This window comes from Sphingomonas sp. MM-1 (assembly GCF_000347675.2).
GTDB lineage: Bacteria > Pseudomonadota > Alphaproteobacteria > Sphingomonadales > Sphingomonadaceae > Sphingomonas_E > Sphingomonas_E fennica.
Genome location: NC_020561.1, coordinates 3985224 through 4005007, shown reverse-complemented (window position 1 = coordinate 4005007; position 19784 = coordinate 3985224). Strand labels below are relative to the sequence as shown.

General features: G+C 63.3%; 16 protein-coding genes. 14 read left to right on the top strand and 2 right to left on the bottom strand.

Annotated features, from left to right (window positions below; genetic code table 11):
* Positions 1 to 203: 203 nt before the first annotated feature.
* Positions 204 to 3437, bottom strand: coding sequence for a DEAD/DEAH box helicase (locus tag G432_RS18995; RefSeq protein WP_051128764.1), 3234 nt, complete (start codon positions 3435 to 3437; stop codon positions 204 to 206).
* Entirely contained in the window at positions 3430 to 4218 is a 789-nt protein-coding gene (locus G432_RS18990) for a hypothetical protein (protein ID WP_202192021.1), read from the bottom strand. Before G432_RS18990 ends, G432_RS18995 begins: the two co-directional genes overlap by 8 nt.
* Positions 4219 to 4505: 287 nt before the next feature.
* Between G432_RS18990 and G432_RS18985 the strand changes: the two genes are divergently transcribed.
* From G432_RS18985 to trbL, 14 genes are all read left to right on the top strand, one after another.
* Positions 4506 to 5813, top strand: a complete 1308-nt coding sequence (locus tag G432_RS18985) for an abortive infection family protein (protein ID WP_015460440.1) — start codon at positions 4506 to 4508, stop codon at positions 5811 to 5813.
* A gap of 173 nt (positions 5814 to 5986) precedes the next feature.
* Positions 5987 to 7201 (top strand): nucleotidyltransferase domain-containing protein, encoded by a 1215-nt coding sequence (locus tag G432_RS18980; protein WP_015460439.1) that lies wholly within the window; start codon positions 5987 to 5989, stop codon positions 7199 to 7201.
* Entirely contained in the window at positions 7198 to 8934 is a 1737-nt protein-coding gene (locus G432_RS18975; protein ID WP_015460438.1) for a ThiF family adenylyltransferase, read from the top strand. Before G432_RS18980 ends, G432_RS18975 begins: the two co-directional genes overlap by 4 nt.
* Positions 8924 to 9400: a Mov34/MPN/PAD-1 family protein gene (locus G432_RS18970; RefSeq protein WP_015460437.1), complete on the top strand. Its 477-nt coding sequence runs from the start codon at positions 8924 to 8926 to the stop codon at positions 9398 to 9400. Before G432_RS18975 ends, G432_RS18970 begins: the two co-directional genes overlap by 11 nt.
* A complete protein-coding gene (locus G432_RS18965; protein ID WP_015460436.1) occupies positions 9397 to 10473 on the top strand; it encodes an SAVED domain-containing protein in 1077 nt (358 codons plus the stop codon). The genes G432_RS18970 and G432_RS18965 overlap by 4 nt, the downstream gene beginning before the upstream one ends.
* 244 nt (positions 10474 to 10717) lie before the next feature.
* The gene (locus G432_RS18960; RefSeq protein ID WP_015460435.1) at positions 10718 to 12715 is read left to right on the top strand and encodes a conjugal transfer protein TraG; all 1998 of its coding nucleotides are present in this window, start codon (positions 10718 to 10720) and stop codon (positions 12713 to 12715) included.
* A 17-nt stretch (positions 12716 to 12732) separates the two neighbouring features.
* The gene (locus tag G432_RS18955; protein ID WP_015460434.1) at positions 12733 to 13170 is read left to right on the top strand and encodes a hypothetical protein; all 438 of its coding nucleotides are present in this window, start codon (positions 12733 to 12735) and stop codon (positions 13168 to 13170) included.
* Between the two features lie 190 nt (positions 13171 to 13360).
* Positions 13361 to 14335 carry a P-type conjugative transfer ATPase TrbB gene (gene trbB, locus G432_RS18950; RefSeq protein ID WP_236626821.1) on the top strand — a complete coding sequence of 325 codons (975 nt, stop codon included), beginning with the start codon at positions 13361 to 13363 and terminating at the stop codon, positions 14333 to 14335.
* 41 nt (positions 14336 to 14376) lie between these two features.
* The gene (locus G432_RS18945; RefSeq protein ID WP_236626926.1) at positions 14377 to 14664 is read left to right on the top strand and encodes a TrbC/VirB2 family protein; all 288 of its coding nucleotides are present in this window, start codon (positions 14377 to 14379) and stop codon (positions 14662 to 14664) included.
* Positions 14664 to 14936, top strand: a complete 273-nt coding sequence (locus G432_RS18940) for a VirB3 family type IV secretion system protein (RefSeq protein WP_015460431.1) — start codon at positions 14664 to 14666, stop codon at positions 14934 to 14936. Before G432_RS18945 ends, G432_RS18940 begins: the two co-directional genes overlap by 1 nt.
* A 15-nt stretch (positions 14937 to 14951) precedes the next feature.
* Positions 14952 to 17402 carry a conjugal transfer protein TrbE gene (gene trbE, locus G432_RS18935; protein WP_015460430.1) on the top strand — a complete coding sequence of 817 codons (2451 nt, stop codon included), beginning with the start codon at positions 14952 to 14954 and terminating at the stop codon, positions 17400 to 17402.
* Positions 17399 to 18121: a P-type conjugative transfer protein TrbJ gene (trbJ, locus tag G432_RS18930; protein ID WP_015460429.1), complete on the top strand. Its 723-nt coding sequence runs from the start codon at positions 17399 to 17401 to the stop codon at positions 18119 to 18121. Before trbE ends, trbJ begins: the two co-directional genes overlap by 4 nt.
* A gap of 30 nt (positions 18122 to 18151) precedes the next feature.
* Entirely contained in the window at positions 18152 to 18406 is a 255-nt protein-coding gene (trbK-alt, locus tag G432_RS18925) for a putative entry exclusion protein TrbK-alt (RefSeq protein WP_015460428.1), read from the top strand.
* Positions 18399 to 19784 (top strand): P-type conjugative transfer protein TrbL, encoded by a 1386-nt coding sequence (gene trbL, locus G432_RS18920; RefSeq protein ID WP_015460427.1) that lies wholly within the window; start codon positions 18399 to 18401, stop codon positions 19782 to 19784. The genes trbK-alt and trbL overlap by 8 nt, the downstream gene beginning before the upstream one ends.

Below are 19784 nucleotides of genomic sequence, written 5' to 3'. Positions count from 1 at the left end.
TTTCGGTCATTCCGACATTTGAGCTTGCTATCTAAGAGTGGTCCTTTGCTCATCTTGTCGAGAACGATCGAAACATGAAAGAAGAAGGAGGAATCGCGGAAGCAATAGAGTTCTTGTTGCACCCGTTCGCTGGTGCGCCAGCTTACCGTTTGGTGTGAACGCGCGAGCGTTATTAGGAAAGATGTTTTAGACATATCAGGAATCTAAAGATCCCCAAGAGGGTCAAAGATTCCGTCAAAGCGATTTTTCCAAGCAGCATGGACTTGGACTCTGCCCAGCAAATGCTTGTTGTCCATCGCGTAGAACATCATGTCAGGGCTGCTGTACCCGCGGCGCACGATCGTACCAAGGAACTCGATCAATTGCCGATCGAGATCCGCTGGCTCTTCGGACCCTATCGCGTCGCTGGCGACGCGCGCGACAAGGCTCAGGATGAAAGAAATCGCCCTCGGCACGATCGTGCCCGCAATCTCGCGCGCCCGCGGGCAGACATACTTCGTCGGAGTGTGATGATCGGGCTCACCGCCGAGTATAAGTTCAATCGAACGCAGATTGTCGCCATTGATCCATGCCAGCAGGCCGCGAAGCAGATGATCGAGATGCTGGGGGCCAAGGGCACCGCCCTTCGGCTCACCGCATGCTGCGAGGATGCTATCCGAGACGTCCGAAAGCAGAGCGGAGCGGGCGTCGGAGTCCTCGGCGAGCCATTTGAGTGTCCAAGCCAGCCAGTCGGCGACCGAGTTCGGAAGTGTCGCCAGATCGGCATGGACGCGGGCCTTGAGCGCGACGAGCAAGTTTGCGGAAAGCCCGCTTTGGGAAGACAGGATCGCGACGTTGTGATCGATATCCGGATCGCGCTGAGCTTCGATCGACATGCGAAGCTGCTCTATCTTGGCTTCGAACTCGGCTGCAGCGGCACGGCTCGCCGCCCTATAGTAACCGAACGACTTGTGAAGATTGAACAGGTGTGCGGCATCAACCGCATTCTCCCCGCTGGCGAGGACCGCCATGCGGTTGATCGTATACTGAACGTCGGAATCCTGCATTTGGCCCGCCATGAGGCGGTCCAGTACAGTTTCCAGCGGATCCGTGATGGTCACGCAGTGGTCGTCCTCCGGGAGAACGCCCTTGAGCTTACCTATGAGGTTCGCGTTGAGTGGCTGTCCGCTGCGAAATGTGATGATGGGTTCCGGGATCAGCAGGACCAGCCCGTTCGCAAGATGGCCTGCGCGGCCGGCGCGCGCTGCGGCATTTAATATTTCGTGCGCCTCGAGATTCTCGCGACCACCGGCGCGATCGGCGCGCTTGTCACCGGCAAGGATTGCGAGCTGCGCTGGCAAGTTCAAGCCTTGCGCTAGGGTGGGCGTCGCCACGATGACATTGGCGCCGTTACCTCGTTTGAACATACGCTCGGCAAGGTCGCGCTCGAGCCGCAGCATCGACGAGTTGTGCGGTACGGCGCAATGCTCAGGTGTGACGAGGGAATGTTTGAGACCGCCGAGTTCGATTTTGAGCGCTGCCCACCGCTCGCTTTCCGGTTCTGTCGCCGGAATACGGGTTCCCAATTGCGTCGCGATCTCACGTGCCACCGAAACCGCATCGCGCTTCGTGTTCACGAACACGATCGTCTTCAACTCGCGAAGACTGGCCGTGGCGGCGAGACGCGCGGCAACCTCGTTGACGTTCGGCTTGAGCCTTAGTGAGCCAGTCTTGATCGACCCGGAAAGTAAAACGGGCGTGTCGAGCAGCGCGGTCGTGACGACCCAGGCCTTGCTTTCAGATACGGAATGCCAGTTATGCTGCAGCCCCCAGATTCCGTAAGGTCGCGCAGTCAGCTCCCTTTGCGCCGCGCCGCGCAAATCCTTTGCAGGCTTGGGAGCGGCAGCATCCGCGGCGATCTGCCGCTCCCACGCGCGGGTGCGCGAGGCGGTGAGTTCCGTCTCGTCATAGATGACGACACCCCGTGCCTGGCGGCTCGGTTTCCACAGGAGGTCGACCGCGATGCTCCGCCGCTTGGTCAGCGTTCCAACCCAGTCCGCGAGTTCGGCGCCGTTGCGCACCATCGCAGACAGCAAGAGCAGATCGGCCTCGGGCGCAGCCTCCGCAAAGGCTAACACGCACAGCATCGCGTCGAGCGCGCGGCGGATCCTGCCTGTCTGTGGACTCAATAGATGGCACTCGTCGAATACGAGTAATCCCACGTCGGCAAAGGCTTCGGGCGCGAACGAGAGCATCGCCAGGCAGCGCTCGGGGGTCATCACCTCGATATCCTGGAACGAGGCATCGTCGCCGAGGAGGAGATCGAAGTCGTTAGAGATAACCGAGTCCATGATCTCGCTCGGAAACATTTCCTGGAGGTCTTCAGTCAGCTGATCGACCAGGGCATGTGTGGGGGCAAGGAAGGCGACTTTCTTTCCGCGCGCAAGAACGCCTGCGATCTTGAGCGAGGAGACCGTGGTCTTACCCGCCCCTGTCGGGAGCACGACGACCGCGGAAACCCCGGTCTGGTGAAATTCGTCGGCGATCGCCTTGCGGTGGTTCGGCCAGACAAAGGGAAATTTATCCGCCCGAAACCGAAGCCAACGCTCCCATGTTGCCGCGTCGGCGCCGCTTGGCATCGGGGTGTCGTGCAAGCTCGCCGTCTTGAGGACGCCGTCGGCGGCGGACAGCAACGATGCGAGGTGGAATGGACCGGGATAGAGCGCGCCAAGATCGAACGCGACGGCATCAAGGCCGGGGCGTTCGACTGCCAGCCCGACGACGGTGTCAAAGGCATCGCGCGAGCTGGCGAAGCGGCCAGCGATGGATTCAGGAGCGGGCGCGCGGAGAATATGTGCCGCCAGGAGTTCGATGCCCGTCGCTATGGTTTCTAGCAGCGCAGCAAGCGCCCGATCTTCCATTCCGCCCGGAAGCGCTGGCCGACGCCAGCGGGCCGAGCGGTCTAAGATACGGGCCAGCCTGCCACGCGCCATGTCGGCGACATGCTCGCTCACGATTGCGGCTTCGTAGGTTTCGCCCCCGCGCGCGATCCTGATCTGCAAGGCCGCCTCGTTGGCGTCGCCATACTGTTCCGCCATCAGGAACAGGATTGCGGCCGAGAGCGAGGGATCGACCCGGTCGCGGTCGATGTTGGAGATCGGCTGGTCGGGGGATTGCAACAGCTGCCGGCGGGCAAGGATTTGCTGCGCCGTCCCGGCAACGAATGCCGCGGCGGCTCTTGACGGCGACTCGCGCTGCGTCGACGCGACGAGTTCATAGGTGTCGGCGATGCGCTCGAGGGGCCAGTTAGTGTTTGGCGGCGATGCTTCGCTTCCTCTCAGCCGGGACGAGGCGAGTTCGGCATAGTGCTGAGTGAGGAGCGCCGGAATCATCTCCGGATCGAGATCCGGCAGAGGTGGAGCTGACCGCAGGAAGCGAGACGTCTCGGCGTCAAACATCAAGGTCGTCCTCGAGTGAATTGAGGTAGCCCACTGCCTGAAGCCCAAGTTGGTCAAACCATGGCCGCAGCTCGGCGGGAACGACGAAGCAGGCCGCTTGGCGCTGGTCGGTCGTTATTCCAGTCAAATCTCCATAGGTGGAGAAGATGTTGGCGCGAGCAGAGTCATTGTCCAGCTCTGCAACGGTGGTAACCGCGGCGCGGTAGCGGCGACGGTTGCGGTCGGTAACGGCGGCGGCCATTCTCGCCGCGAACTCGTCGCTGATCCCCGCCCTAGTCAGCAGCGCGCCCGCCGTCGCGATGATTTCCGCGCTTCGCCTGTTGTCGTGGCGCTCCCGGAATCCCGCCATTACCTTACCGGCAAAGATCGATTTCGGATCGTCGGTGCATTTATCTTCAAAGATCGTCGTAGTCTCGATCGCAGACTTGTCCGGCGACAACACCAGCATGAGACCATCGAGTCCTTGGCTCGTCGCACTGACGTGCGGGTCTTTCATGAGCACGGCTGGACCATGAGACTGCCGGGCAGCAATCCAGGACATGGCCTCGAACATGAAGCCGTCACGTTGCCAGCGCGGATAGCCGATACGCGGTGTCTGCGGCCCGTCCTGCACCGTCAGTCGGATGATCGCTTCGGACCGCAATTCCGCGAAGGAGAAGGCCGGGGCAGCCGGCGCCAGACTCGAGACGATGTGCGCGGCTTGACTCACCTGTCCCATGGCGATGATCGCTATCAGGCGCGCCAACTGCGCGGCGTTCGCAACCGTCCAGCGCTCGCCCACGCAACCGGCTCCGGCATGGCAAGCTGCCGCAGTCAGTGGATTCCAACTTATATCGCCAGATTGTTCGATGTCGCGGTCCCCCCGTTCCCCGGCGGCCAACTGACTTCGGTTTGGCAGGAAAGCCAAGCCCCAATTCACGAGCTCGACGTCTTTCGTCGACAAAGCTGTCATTCGTGCTTCGGATTAGCTCGTCGATGAGGCCGCAGCCTCTTATCCTACCCGCATCGATGTCACTTTCGTTCCACCTTCGTTCTGTGTAGACAAGTGGGGATCAAAGGAGTGGGAATGTGGACGGTCAGGACGACGAGGCGCATCTAGCGGCGGTAGAGGCGATGCTGGCGGCCGAAGGCATGGCCGAAGCGGCCGAATTGCTCCGCGAGGCTGATTGCGAGGTAACTGAGACAGGCTGGGACAATTGGAACGGCGGAACGCCGATTTATACCGTCTATCTGTCGATCGACCCGGCGCACTACGGCCGTCTAGGTACAAAGCGCGCTACGCTGGAGGAGCAAATCACGGCGCGCGTGAAGGCCGTATATGAGCGCGACGGAAATGTGTGGTTCAGCGCATCAATCAGGCCGCGCATTCAACCGCGTACCGACTGGCGTTCGGCGCCTGCGAACCTATCGCGCCGAGCACGCCGCAACATCATTGACGGTCTCAAGGTCGACAACATTGCGTGGATGGGATCGCTGGATGATGTCGAATTTCTGCAGCGGCTCTGGGATCTAGAGACACTGCCGTCGCATGACTCGCGCTACAAGGATGCTGCGGGCGATATCTGGCAGCACCGCTGGAACAATCACGACTGGGAAGACGACTGGATTTTCGAGGACAAGCGTTTCGACCTGATCGATGGTCCGGCGGACCGTTTCCTCGCTTTTCTTGCCGAAATGGTCCACCCGGTCGTGCGGCCAGACCGCAATCAAGCGCTGGATATGGTTCGTAACTTCAACGACCAGCTGCGTCCCGAAGGTTGGATGCTGGTCGAGGTTGAGAAGATCGCTGGCCGGCCACGGTTTGTTGCACAGGCCATCGGCGAGTTGGGCAGCAGATCGGTGATGCGGGCGCGAACTGTCGCTGACGCGCTCGACGCCGCTTGGATGCACCGCGAGATCGAGCGGCTCGAAAATGCGGTTGATCGAGATCCGGCGCTGGCGATCGGAACGGCTAAGGAACTGGTCGAAAGCTGTTGCAAATCGGTCCTGACCAAGCGCGGGATCAGCTATTCAACCGGCGCCGATCTTCCAGCGCTCACCAAGCTGGTGGCTAAGGAGTTGGGGCTGGTCCCCGATAACATTACTGACGCAGCCCGAGGCGCTGAGACCATTAGGCTGATTTTGCGCAACCTGTCGGCGCTCACGCAATATCTTGCCGAGCTGCGTGGCCTCTATGGCTCAGGTCATGGTCGCGATGGTCAACACCGCGGCTTACAGCCGCGTCACGCGCGGCTCGCAGTGGGTACGGCTGTATCATTCATCGATTTCGTGACGGAGACCTTCCGCGAACGTCAGTTCAAAGAGGAAGTGGAGTGTTCCGCAGTGGCTCCAAGCAACCAATTGCAAAGCAAGCGCGCAGGATGCCGGGGCGTATGACCCGGTATGTTTATACCTATCCGAGCGCACCATGCTGAAAACGCGACCGCCGATTATATTGTCCGGCGCGCCTTTTCTTCGGTAGAACTTTATCCTTAATGATACGTAACTACATTGTTGCTCACGGGAAATAGCGGGCGAGTAGCCCGATGATGTTATTTGGGGAATACTTTATGACGGCCAAAGCCACCTCTATAGCCAAGACCTATCTCGATGCGCTCGCCGATGAGCTCGAGATCAGCGATACGCGCTATGAGCAGGCGCAGGAGAGCTATCGGTCGCTCGGTCGATGGTTCAATCGTCCCGCCTCCACGCTGCGTGGCTATGATCCCGCTGTCTATGTCCAAGGCTCCTTCGGCCTCGGAACGGTGATCAAACCGCTGCATGCCGAGGAGGAATATGATGTCGATGCAGTCTGCGAACTGAAAGCGCTCAACAAGTCACAGCTTTCGCAAGAGACCCTGAAGGCGATGGTTGGCGCGGAAATGGAGGGCTACCGTCGTTCCCAAGCGATGACCAAGCCCCTCCGCGAGGGCCGGCGCTGCTGGACCCTCAACTATGCCGATGGCGCACAATTCCACATGGACGTGGTACCCGCGCTGCCAAATGCGCGAGACGTTCGCATCCTGCTTGATAGCAAGGGTCTCGACGCCAGCCGGGCGGCAACCGCGATCGCAATCACCGACAATGAACGGCTGGGCTATCAGCAGATCAGCGACGATTGGCCGCGTTCGAACCCCAAAGGCTATCTCGATTGGTTCAAGGGCCGCATGCGCGTCGTGCTCGAGAAGCGCCGCCGCGCCATGGCCGATGCGGTCAAGGCCAGCGTCGAGGCGATCCCGGACTATAAGGTGCGCACGCCGCTGCAATCCTCGATCATGATCCTGAAGCGGCACCGCGATATCATGTATGTAAAGGATGAGCTCAACTGCTGTCCGATCTCGATCATCATCACCACGCTCGCGGCGCATGCCTATCAGGGCGAGGAAGAGATCGCCGACGCGCTGCTGTCGATTCTGAGCGGAATGGAAGCCTATATCGCGCGTGACACGCGCGGTCGTGCAGTGATCGCGAATCCGAGTGACCCGCTCGAGAATTTTGCCGACAAATGGGCCGAATTCCCCGAGCGTGAACGGGCTTTCTATGCGTGGCTGCGCCAGGCGCAGCGGGACTTCGCCCATGCAGCGAGCCTTGCCGATCGACACTCAATCACTGACTCGCTGTCGCCGCATCTCGGGCAGGAGCTGGCCAAGCGCGCAGCCGATCGGAGCGCCAGCAAGCCCGCTGGGCTGCTCCGCGGGGCGACGGCGGCCGCCGCCGGTGCGCTGTCGACCCCAAGCTTTAGCAACACCGCGCGCACGCCGACCAAGCCGCAAGGCTTTGCGTGATCTGGTGGACAGATCTGCCGTCCCGCGCCCGCGCCGAACGGCAGGCGATCGCCGAGCTGGCTGAAGAGGCGGACTGGCTCCAGTCCGCCAAGTGGCGGCTGACCGACGATCTCCAGTTCGTCGCGGATTTCGACATCGTCCATCTCGGTGCCAGCTACCCGCTCAGCCTGACCTATCCGCACTTTTTTCCGGCGGTGCCGCCGCAGGTGACGCCGCGCGACGGCGCGAGAATCTCGGGTCACCAATATGGCGCAGGGGGCGAGCTCTGCCTCGAGTATCGTCCTGACAATTGGGAACCGCAGTTCACGGGCGCGATGATGATCGGAAGCGCTTATCGGCTGCTGTCGGGCGAAAGTCCCTCAGACGGTGAGGTCGCCGATGTCGCCAGCGCCCATCGCCAGACTGTCGCGCAGGAGGTGCGCAACACCAAGCTGCGCCTGATCCTCAACACGACCTTGCTGGATATCCTTGTGGAGCAGCCGCTCTTGCAAGCTCAGCCTTTCACCCTCGATGAACATTGGTTCGCGAAACATTGGCTTGCGCATCCACGCCGACTTGGATCGCCCGACGCCCCGCCGATATGGGCCGCCGCGCCGCCGCTCACGGAGCCGCGCACGCGCGAGGGATTTGCCATCCGGCTCCCCGACGAAACTAACGTTCCGTTCGAAGGCAGTTACGCCTTTCTGAACACCATTCTGACCGCGCTGAACTTCGCCCCGGCGCTGGAGCGCATGACAGCTTCCGACGCCGAGATGCCGCTGCTGCTGGTTCATCGCGGGACGGCGCGGCTCTATTCGCTCGCGCAGGGCACCGGCAGCCGCGCTGTCTATGTCTACCGCACGATCGTCGCGCCGGCGAACGAGCAACGCCTGTCTGCCGAGCACGGGGTGCTTGCGGACCAATGCGTCGCGATCGTTGGTTGCGGATCAGTAGGATCGAAGATCGCGGCAACCCTTACCCGTGCAGGTGTCGGCACGCTGGTGCTGGTTGATGGTGATCTGCTGCTACCGGGCAATCTGGTGCGCAATGAACTCGACTGGCGCGCGGTCGGCCTCAATAAACCTGATGCGCTGGCGGCGCGGCTCGACGACATTAATCCGTCCACCAAGACGATCGTAAGACGATTGCTGCTCGGCGGACAGGAAAGTTCTGCGTCGACCGACTCGGCGCTGCAGCAAATTGGCCAGTGCGATCTGATCATCGACGCGACAGCAGACGCGCAGATCTTCAACCTTTGTGGCTCGGTGGCATGTGCCGAACGGAAGCCGTTGATCTGGGCTGAGGTCTTTGCCGGCGGCATTGGTGGCATGATCGCACGCTCGCGCCCCGATCTCGATCCGCCGCCGTACGCTGCGCGGCGGCAGATACTGCGTTGGTGCGACGACAATGGCATTCCCTGGACCGGTGGCGATGGCGAGCAATACAGCCTGCAGATCGATGCCGAAAAGCCACCGCTGATCGCCGACGACGCGGATGTCTCAGTCATCGCCGCTCATGCCGGACGCATGGCGATCGACTTGCTCAAAGGTGGCGCGACCACCTTTCCGAATTCGGCCTATGCAATCGGGATGGCGCGTGAGTGGATCTTCGCAGCGCCATTCGACACTTATCCGATCGATCTTGTGCCCGAGGGGCAATGGGGTCCGGACGCCGACGAGAATGCGCGAGACGAGTTGGGCGGTTTGCTGCGCGAGTTTTTCCCCAAGGCCGAGGAGGCCGCGGATGAAGGTTGAGTTCACGCAGCCGCTGCGCGCACGTATGCGCCAGGCGCTGGCGAAGGCGCGACGGCGCGAGATCGGCGGTATCCTCATGGCCGAACAGGTGGAGGCCGGCCATTTCAGGCTCGCCGACTTTACGATTGATGAAGTGACGGGTAGCGCTGCTCATTTCGTGCGATCGGTCGAACATCACCACCGCGCGCTCGACCGATTCTACGAGGAAACCGCGTCGGATTTCGTGCGGTTCAACTATCTCGGCGAATGGCATTCGCACCCAAACCATTTACCCATTCCGAGCTCCACCGACCTCGCATCGATGCAAGATCTTGTCGAGGGGGAGCGCGATATTCCCTTCGCCATGCTGCTGATCGTGCGCACCGCTTGGTGGCGGCGGCTGTTGTTGTCGGCGACGCTGTTCCAGCGCGGCGCGCCACCGGAGCCGATCGAGATCATCGACGGCGCGAAGGGGAACCAGACGTGAAAAAGCATTTCGACTATTTCGTTCGCTCCTGGATCGATTTCATCTTCCTGCGCCCGCTGCCGGGCATGCGGCTCATCAAATGGGGCGTGACGCTGATCCTCGCGACCTTTGCCGGGTTCGCTCTGACGGTTGGCATCCCGACCGAGAACGGCCGGATCGATGTGTCCTTCGATTCCGGTGCCGGCATACCGGCCTTTGCTTTGGCGCTCGTCCTCACGCTCGCCTCCCTAATGATTATTGGTGGAGCACTATGGCTGTTTGTCGATCTGCGACGCGAGAGCCGCAAGCAAGTGATTGCGATCGAGCTGCGAGGGCTACGGGACATGAGCGGACAACCGCTTATCTCCGCGGTCCCCACGGGGATTATGAACCGGCGCGTCTCACTCCTACTCGATATCCGGCAGGGTGCGGACGGCGTTTTGCTTTCGCCCGAGCAGGCGTTGGCCAGGCTCGAGAGCCTACCGCACATGATCCATCAGAACTCGACCGGCCGGGACCGTCGCGACCTCACGGTGGTTGCCGGCGGCATGGCCGCGGTGCCGTTCGCCTTTCTGATGGGGGTTCTTCTAGATGATGAGGGCCGTGTGACCCTGCTGGACTGGAATCGGGCCCAAGAATGCTGGCGCCGTCTCGACGAACCAGACGACGGCGAGCGATTGGTGCTGACCGGGCTCGAGACGGTCGGTGATGCCAGCGAAGTTGTGGTCGCGGTCTCGGTGTCTTACCCGGAGGATCGGGTTGCTATCGCACATCGCTTCCCAGGCCTGCCGGTCATTCGGCTAGGGCTACCTGCTCCGACAATCGATCATCATTGGTCAGCGGCGAAACAGGCGGCATGGGCGCAGCAATTCTTCGACTTGGCGCGCCAGCTTTGTGCGACCAACGTCCGGCAAGTTCACCTTGTGCTTGTTGCGCCGACCAGCGTGGTGATCAGCTTCGGCCGCAGCTACGACAAGCGCAATCTGCCGGCACTCACCGTCTATCAATATGAGAATGGATCGCCAGCGACCTACCCATGGGGTATCAAGATGCCCGTCGCGAACGCGCCAGGCGCAACGCTCGTTCGCTCATGAAGCTGAAGCTTTTCGGCTTGTCGAGGGCAACAAGGGTCGAACCGGAAGGCAGTTTTTTGCGTGAGTGAATGTCCGATTTCCTGCTTTCGTGACCTGTAACCTGCCGTTCCGGATCGTCCGACATCTACGCCATTTCTTGTATTTGCACGCTATAATCGCCGTCCCTACGCTGGAGCCCCATAACCTATTGTAAAAGCGCCATTTCGATCCCGACCTTTAGGCAATTTGCCGGAAAGGAAGGGTTATGTCGGCTACCAAGATACTGTGGGGCCAGATCCTCGCAGTCTTCGCGATCGTTCTCGCGTCGGTCTGGAGCGCAACCCAGTGGACGGCCGCCGCGCTCGCCCATCAACCCCAGCTTGGATCACCCTGGTTCACCATAGGCGACTGGCAGATCTATCCGCCGCCCGCTTTCTTCTGGTGGTGGTTTTCGTTCGACGCCTATGCACCCGACATATTTCTGCACGGCGCCTATATCGCCGTCTCAGGTGGATTCGTATCGATTGCCGTCGCCATAGGCATGTCGGTCTGGCGCGCCCGTGAACTGAAGAATGCCGAGACCTATGGCTCGGCGCGCTGGGCGACCGAGACGGAGGCGCGCGCCGCCGGATTGCTGGGTGATGATGGCGTGATCCTCGGTAAGCTGGGAACCGACTATCTGCGCCACGACGGCCCGGAGCATGTGCTGTGCTTCGCGCCAACCCGCTCCGGCAAAGGCGTCGGGCTGGTCGTGCCGAGCCTGCTGACCTGGCCGGGCAGCTGCATCGTCCACGACATCAAGGGCGAGAACTGGGGATTGACCGCGGGATTCCGCAGCCGGTTCGGCAAGGTGCTGCTGTTCGATCCGACCAATGCGGCGAGCGCGGCCTATAACCCCTTGCTCGAAGTGCGCCGCGGCGAATGGGAAGTGCGCGACGTTCAGAATATCGCCGACATATTGGTCGACCCCGAAGGGTCGCTCGAGAAGCGGAACCACTGGGAGAAAACCAGTCATGCGCTGCTGGTCGGTGCCATTCTTCATGTCCTCTACGCCGAACCCGACAAGACACTGGCCGGCGTCGCCAACTTTCTCAGCGATCCGGGCCGACCGATCGAAACCACCCTGCGGGCCATGATGCTGACCCCGCATCTAGGGGAAGCCGGCGTCCACCCGGTCGTCGCCTCCGCGGCACGCGAGCTGCTCAACAAGAGCGAGAACGAACGGTCGGGCGTGCTCTCGACCGCCATGTCGTTCCTGGGTTTGTACCGCGATCCGGTCGTCGCGGCCGTCACCCGGCAATGCGACTGGAGGATCGCCGACCTCGTGAACGGGCCGCATCCAGTCTCGCTTTACCTGGTCGTCCCGCCTTCTGATATCAACCGCACCAAGCCACTGGTCCGGCTCATTCTCAATCAGATCGGGCGTCGGCTGACCGAGGAGTTGAACTCCACTGCCAAGCGGCAGCGCCTGCTGCTGATGCTCGACGAGTTTCCGGCTTTGGGCAGGTTGGATTTCTTCGAGAGCGCACTGGCCTTCATGGCGGGCTATGGGATGAAATCCTTCTTGATCGCCCAGTCGCTCAATCAGATCGAGAAGGCCTATGGCGTCAATCACTCGATCCTGGATAACTGCCACGTCCGGGTTTCGTTTGCGACCAACGACGAGCGGACGGCCAAACGGGTTTCGGACGCCCTCGGAACCGCCACAGAAATGCGGGCGATGAAGAATTATGCGGGCCACAGGCTCAGCCCCTGGCTCGGCCATCTGATGGTGTCGCGATCCGAGACCGCCCGCCAGCTCCTCACGCCTGGAGAGATCATGCAGCTTCCACCCGACGATGAGATCGTCATGGTGGCGGGCACGCCGCCGGTGCGGGCGAAGAAGGCGCGATATTTCACCGATCCCCGCCTCACCCGCCGCTTGCTGCCGGCACCAAAACCCCAGCGCAGCCAACGGCCGCCACGCCCAGACGACTGGACGGGTATCGAACCGCCGCCGCAGCCGGACAGCCCGCCTCCCGGTCAATCCGGCGGAGCGGCCGCCACGCCTGAGAATGCGGACAGCGGTGACGCCAATGCCAATATCCGCCGTGAGCCGGGCCTTCCCGACCATGAGGAAGTGGTGCGTGAGGCGCCGGCGCCCGTCAACGAGTTCGATTTCGATGAACCGGATACAGCCAGCGATGAGGCGACCACCCAGCGCCGGATGCACCGCATCGCCCGCATCGCAAGCCTCGATCCCGGCGACGGCATCGAACTTTGACAGGGAGAACCCAGACCATGCGCGTCAAACGCACCTATCGTCTGCCGCCCGATCTCGTCGATCAAATCGAGGACTATGCCGCCCGCAAGCGCGTGCCGCAGACGCACATCATCGAGGCCGCACTTCTCTCGTTCCTGTCGCCAGACGGGCCTGAGCGCCTGGAGGCGGCGCTGGCGCGGCGCCTCGATCGCCTGTCGCGGCAACTGGAGCGAGCCGAGCAGAACATCACCATCTCCAATGAGGCGATCGCTCTGTTCGTTCGCTTCTGGCTCACCACAACCCCGCCCTTGCCCGACACCGGGCAGGCGGCCGCGAAGGCCAGCGGCAATGAACGCTATAAGGCCTTCATCGAAGCGCTTGGCCGTCGGGTCGAGACGGGGTCGAGTCTCGCTCGTGAGATCACGCAGGACGTTGGTTCACAGGCGAGCCGTCCCGTTACCGGGTTTGAGGACTGAATAAGTCCTACGCCCGGCTTTCTATTCCTTCGACGCCCTTCGCTAAACACAAATAGTTGTTGCGATAGCGTTTTTTCTGTCTCTTCTAACTGTCCCCATGCCCACGCGCGGCTCGCGCCAAGGCGCAATCAGGGGACGGTCATTGGCAAGCTACAGCCTTAAATCGGAGAGTTCGGCACGCGGTGCGCGGATGCTTCGCACGGCGCTGGGCGCTTCGATCGCGGGCTGGCTGGCGGACCCGAAGACCGTCGAGGTCATGCTGAACCCCGATGGCCGGTTATGGCTCGACCGGCTGGGCGAAGGCCTGTCCGATACCGGCGAGCGGCTTTCACCGGCTGACGGTGAGCGGATCATTCGGCTGGTCGCCCATCATGTCGGCGCCGAGGTTCATGCAGGGAGCCCGCGCGTCTCGGCCGAGCTGCCGGATAGCGGGGAGCGGTTCGAGGGGCTGTTGCCGCCTGTCGTCGCAGCACCGGCCTTCGCGATCCGCAAGCCCGCCGTCGCTGTCTTCACGCTCGATGATTATGTCGCCGACGGCATCATGACGCGGTTGCAGGCGTCGGCGCTGCAAATCGCGGTCGCCGACAAGGCCAATATCCTGGTCGCCGGCGGCACCGGCACCGGCAAGACCACGCTGACGAACGCGCTGCTGGCCGAGATCGCCAGGACCGGCGACCGGGTCGTTCTGATCGAAGACACCCGAGAACTCCAGTGCAGCGCTCCCAATCTCGTCGCGATGCGGACCAAGGACGGCGTCGCCAGCCTGTCGGATCTCGTTCGCTCCTCTTTGCGCCTGCGCCCGGACCGGATTCCGATCGGCGAGGTGCGCGGCGCCGAGGCGCTCGATCTCCTCAAGGCCTGGGGCACGGGCCATCCCGGCGGCGTCGGCACGATCCACGCCGGCAGCGCGATCGGCGCGCTACGCCGCATGGAGCAGCTCATCCAGGAAGCGGTGGTGACGGTGCCGCGCGCGCTGATCGCGGAGACCATCGATTTCGTCGCGGTCCTTGTGCGCGACGGTCATGGCCGCCGCCTGTCCGAACTGGCTCGGGTCGATGGGCTCAACGCCGCCGGCGAATATGCGCTGCGCCAGCTGCCCGGCCCGCTCGAGCCCGTCCGCAGGGCGGAAGACGTCCCCATCCATCAGACAGGAGAACTCGGATGACCAACGCACTTTCCCGTTTCCGCAGCACCGCCAACACGGCGATGATCGGCCTCGTGGCCGCGCTCGCCATGTCGAGCGCGGCCAGGGCGTCGGGCTCCTCGATGCCCTGGGAAGCGCCGCTCCAGTCGATTCTTCAGTCGATCGAAGGGCCGGTCGCCAAGATCGTGGCGGTCATCATCATCATTGTGACCGGCCTGACCCTGGCGTTCGGCGACACCAACGGCGGGTTCCGGCGGCTGATCCAGATCGTGTTCGGTCTTTCGATCGCCTTTGCCGCCAGTTCCTTCTTCCTCTCCTTCTTCAGCTTCGGCGGCGGGGCCGTCATCTGATGCAGGGCGGTGGAGATGAGGTTGCGGGCTTCTACGCCCCCGTCCATCGGGCGCTGACCGAGCCCATCCTGCTCGGCGGCGCCCCGCGCACGCTCGCCATCGCCAATGGCACGCTTGCGGCCGCGATCGGTCTCGGCCTCCAGTTGTGGATTGCCGGCGGCGTGTTCTGGCTGGTCGGCCATCTCGCCGCTGTCTGGGCCGCGCGCCGCGACGCGCAGTTCGCCGACGTCGCCCGCCGTCATCTCCGATACCCCGCCTATTTGCGCGTGTGACGAGGAGCACTGCCCATGATGAACCTCGCCGAATATCGCAGCCGCGCCGCCTGGCTCAGCGACTTCCTCCCCTGGGCCGCGCTGATCGCCGAAGGCGTCGTCCTCAACAAGGACGGCTCATTCCAGCGCACCGCTCGTTTTCGTGGCCCCGATCTCGATTCCGCCACACCCTCTGAACTGGTGGGCGTTACCCACCGGCTCAACAATGCACTCCGGCGCCTGGGATCGGGGTGGTCGATCTTCGTCGAAGCCCAGCGCATCCCGTCCGACGATTATCCCGTTTCGGACTTCCCCGACCCGGTCTCGGCGCTGGTCGACGAGGAACGCCGCGCCCAGTTCGTCGACGCGGGTGCGCATTTCGAGAGCCGCTATTATCTCACGCTGCTCTGGATGCCGCCCGCCGAGGATGCGGCCCGCGCCGAAAGCTGGCTCTACGAAGGCAAGGCCAAAGACGGGGTCGATCCCTGGGAACTGGTCAAGAACTTCACGGATCGCTGCGCCCAGCTTCTCAATCTGATCGAGGGGTTCGTGCCCGAATCCGCCTGGCTCGATGATGCGGAGACTCTGACCTATCTCCACTCGACGATCTCGACCCGGCGCCAGCGGGTCCGCGTGCCCGAAACCCCGATGTATCTCGATACGCTGCTGGCCGATGAGCCGCTGACTGGCGGTCTCGAGCCCCGGCTGGGCCAGCATCATCTGCGCGTCCTCACCGTGATCGGCTTTCCGACCATGACCTGGCCGGGCATTCTCGATGAGCTGAACCGGCTCGCCTTTCCCTATCGCTGGTCCACCCGCGCCATCATGCTCGACAAGGGCGACGCGACAAAGCTGCTGTCGAAAATCCGGCGGCAATGGTTCGCCAAGCGCAAATCCATCGCCGCGATCGTCAAGGAAGTGATGACCAACGAGGCGTCGGTCCTCATGGACAGCGATGCGTCGAACAAGGCGGCCGACGCCGACGCGGCGCTACAAGAGCTGGGCGCCGACGATGTCGGTCAGGCTTATGTGACCGCGACCGTCACCGTATGGGACGAAGACCCCGGAATCGCCGCCGAGAAATTGCGTCTGGTCGAGAAGATCGTCCAGAGCCGCGACTTCACCTGCATCCCCGAAGGCATGAACGCGATCGAGGCCTGGCTCGGCTCGCTGCCCGGCCATGTCTATGCCAATGTCCGGCAGCCGCCGCTCTCGACGATGAACCTCGCCCATATGATCCCGCTCTCGGCGATCTGGGCGGGACAATCGCGCGACGAGCATTTCAAGGCGCCGCCGCTGCTGTTCGCCAGGACCGAGGGAAGCACGCCCTTTCGCCTGTCGCTGCATGTCGGCGATGTCGGGCACACGCTTGTCGTCGGCCCGACCGGCGCGGGCAAATCCGTGCTGCTCGCCACCATGGCGCTCCAGTTCCGGCGCTATGCCGGCAGCCAGATCTTCGCCTTCGATTTTGGCGGCAGCATCCGCGCCGCCGCGCTCGGGATGGGCGGCGACTGGCAGGATCTAGGCGGCAGCCTGTTCGCGAGCGAGGCCGGGAAGGAAGAGGACAGCAGCGTCCTGTTGCAGCCGCTGGCGCGGATCGACGATGCGGCCGAGCGCGCCTGGGCCGCCGAATGGCTCGCAGGCATATTCGAATCCGAAGGCGCGACCGTCGATCCGCAGGCCAAGGACCATATCTGGTCGGCCCTGACCTCGCTCGCCAGCGCTCTGCCCGGTGAGCGAACGCTCACCGGGCTCGCCGTGCTACTCCAGTCGCAGGAGCTGAAGCAGGCGCTTGCGCCATGGTGCGTGGGCGGCGCCTGGGGGCGGCTGCTGGATGCCGAACAGGAACGGCTCGGCACCGCCTCGGTGCAGGCGTTCGAGACCGAAGGGCTGATGGACAGCGGCGCGGCGCCCGCCGTTTTGTCCTACCTCTTCCATCGCATCGCCGGGCGGCTCGATGGGAGCCCCACGCTCATCATCATCGACGAAGGCTGGCTGGCGCTGAACTCGCCCGCCTTCGCGCGCCAGCTCTCCACCTGGCTGGTGACGCTGCGCAAGAAGAACGCCAGCGTCATCTTCGCTACCCAGTCTCTCGCCCAGATCGAGAACAGCAGCGTCGCGCCCGCGATCATCGAAAGCTGCAAGACGCGTATCCTGCTCCCCAACGAACGCGCGCTCGAGCCGCAGATCGCCCGCATCTACCGCGCCTTCGGTCTCAATGACCGGCAGATCGAAATCCTGGCCCGTTCGACGCCCAAGCGGGATTATTACTGCCAGTCCCCACGCGGCAACCGGCTGTTCGAGCTGGGTCTCGGCGATGTTGCGCTCGCTTTCGCGGCCGCCTCTTCCAAGACCGACCAGATCACCATCGGCGAACTGATGGACACCCATGGGCAGCAGGGCTTCGCCGCCGCCTGGCTGCGCCATCGCGGTCTGAACTGGGCCGCCGACCTTCTGCCCGCTTTCACAGAGGAGAATCCGCTATGACACGTCATAAACTGCGCCGCAGCATCATCGCTGGCATCGCGATGCTGGGTCTAACAGCCGTCTCAGCGCCTGCCAGCGCGCAGCTCGGCTTCGGCGGGATCGTCTATGACCCGACCAACTATGCGCAGAATGTGCTGACGGCGGCGCGCTCGCTCCAGCAGATCAACAATCAGATACAGCAGATCCAGCAGCAGGCGACGTCGCTCATCAACGAGGCCCGAAACCTCGCTTCGCTGCCGTTCAGCAGCCTGGGCGAGCTTCAGGCGCAGGTTCAGCAGACCCGCCAATTGCTGAGCGAGGCGCAGCGCATCGCCTATGATGTGAAGACGATCGAGGATGCGTTCACGGCCCGCTATCGCGACGTCGATATGAATGCGTCGGAAGCGACGCTGATCGCCAATGCCCGCGAGCGCTGGCGGGACAGTGTCGGCAGCTTCGAGGATGCGCTCCGCGTCCAGGCCGGCGTCGTCGGCAATATCGAAGGCTCGCAGACGGCGATGGCGGACATCGTCGGCGCCAGCCAGTCGGCGACCGGGGCGCTTCAGGCGGCCCAGGCCGGCAACCAGCTTCTTGCCCTGCAATTGCGTCAGATCGCCGATCTCACCGCGCTTCTCGCCGCGCAGGGCCGCGCCCAGGCGCTCGAATCCGCGCGCAACGCCGCCACCGAAGAGCAGGGCCGCGAGCATTTTCGCCGTTTCATGCGCCGCAGCGGCCAGTGACCGGGCGATAATCGACAAGGGGAAACGCACATGAGCCGCAGCGCCAGGATCGCCGGAGTCGCGCTTGCCGGAGGCCTGTTGATGGCGACCGCTATCGCCATAGCGGTCGACGAGCGCAAACCTGCCGCGCCTCTGCCATCGCCCACAGATCTCGCGCCGTACGATCCCTTGCGCGACGAGCTTGCCCGTTGCCGCACGCTCACCATGCCGGATTCCGGCTGTGACGCGGCCTGGGAAGAGCATCGCCGCCGCTTCCTCGGACGCGAGGGTGACCGCCATGAATGATACCGGCGTCATCAACACCTTCCTCGACACCTTCAACAATTACATCGACAGCGGCTTCGGGCTGCTCGGCGGCGAGGTCGCGTTCCTCTCGACCACGCTGATCGTCATCGACATCACGCTCGCCGGTCTGTTCTGGGCCTGGGGCGCCGATGAGGACGTAATGCACCGGCTGGTGAAGAAGGTGCTTTATGTCGGCTTCTTCGCCTTCGTCATCGGCAACTTCTCCGCGCTCGCCGGCATCGTCTTCGAGAGCTTCGCCGGGCTGGGCCTGAAGGCGAGCGGATCGGCGATCAGCCTTGCCGACTTCATGAAGCCGGGCAGCGTCGCGGCCGCCGGATTCAATGCGGGCGAACCGCTGCTCGATGCCGCCGGAGAACTGACGGGTCCGGTCGGCCTGTTCACCAACTTTGTCCAGATCGCGATCCTGTTGATCGCCTGGGTCATCATCCTCATCGCCTTCTTCATCATCAGCGTGCAGCTCTTCGTGACGCTGATCGAGTTCAAGCTGACGACGCTGGCCGGTTTCGTTCTGCTCCCCTTCGCACTGTTCAACAAGACAGCCTTCCTCGCGGAAAAAGTGCTCGGCAATGTCGTCGCCTCCGGCATCAAGGTGCTGGTGCTCGCTGTCATTGTAGGCATCGGCACGGGCCTCTTCGCGCAGTTCGAAAGCGCCTTCGGGGAGATGCCGACCGCCGAACAGGCGATGTCGGTGGCGCTGGCCGCTCTGGCCCTGCTCGGTCTTTCCATCTTCGGTCCCGGCATCGCGACCGGGCTCGTGTCGGGCGCGCCCCAGCTTGGCGCCGGCGCCGCTGTCGGCACCGCGCTCGCCGTAGGCGGAATGGCGGTTGGCGGGGCGATGGGCGCGCGCATGGCCGCGGGCGGCGCCGCCTCCGCCATCGGCGGCGGCATGAAGGCGGGAGCGGCGGCTGCGCGCGGCGGATCGTTCGCCGCGGGCGCCGCCGCCAGCAGCTACAGCCTTGGATCACTCGGCAAGAGCGGGGCCGGCGCCGTTGCGGGCGGTCTCTCCGCGGTTGGACAGAGCGCCGCCAGCGGCGCCGCCAGGGCAGCCATCGACCCCATCAGGAACGCCGCCGCCAAGGCCAGTCAATCCATGAAATCCAATTTCCGCTCCGGCGCGCGCGCCGGCTTCTCGGCCTCGGGCGGAACGATATCGGGCGGGTCTGGCGGTTCGGGCGGTGCTTCGGTCGCATCCACATCCGCCCCCGCAACATCAGGCGGAGGGGCGCCGCCTGCCTGGGCGAAGGCGATGAAGCGTCAGCAGGCGCTGCAACGCGGCGTCGCCTCGGTCTCGCACGCGGTCCGCTCGGGCGATCGCGGCGGCGGCGGCATGTCGCCCGACATCAAGCAGAAGGATTGA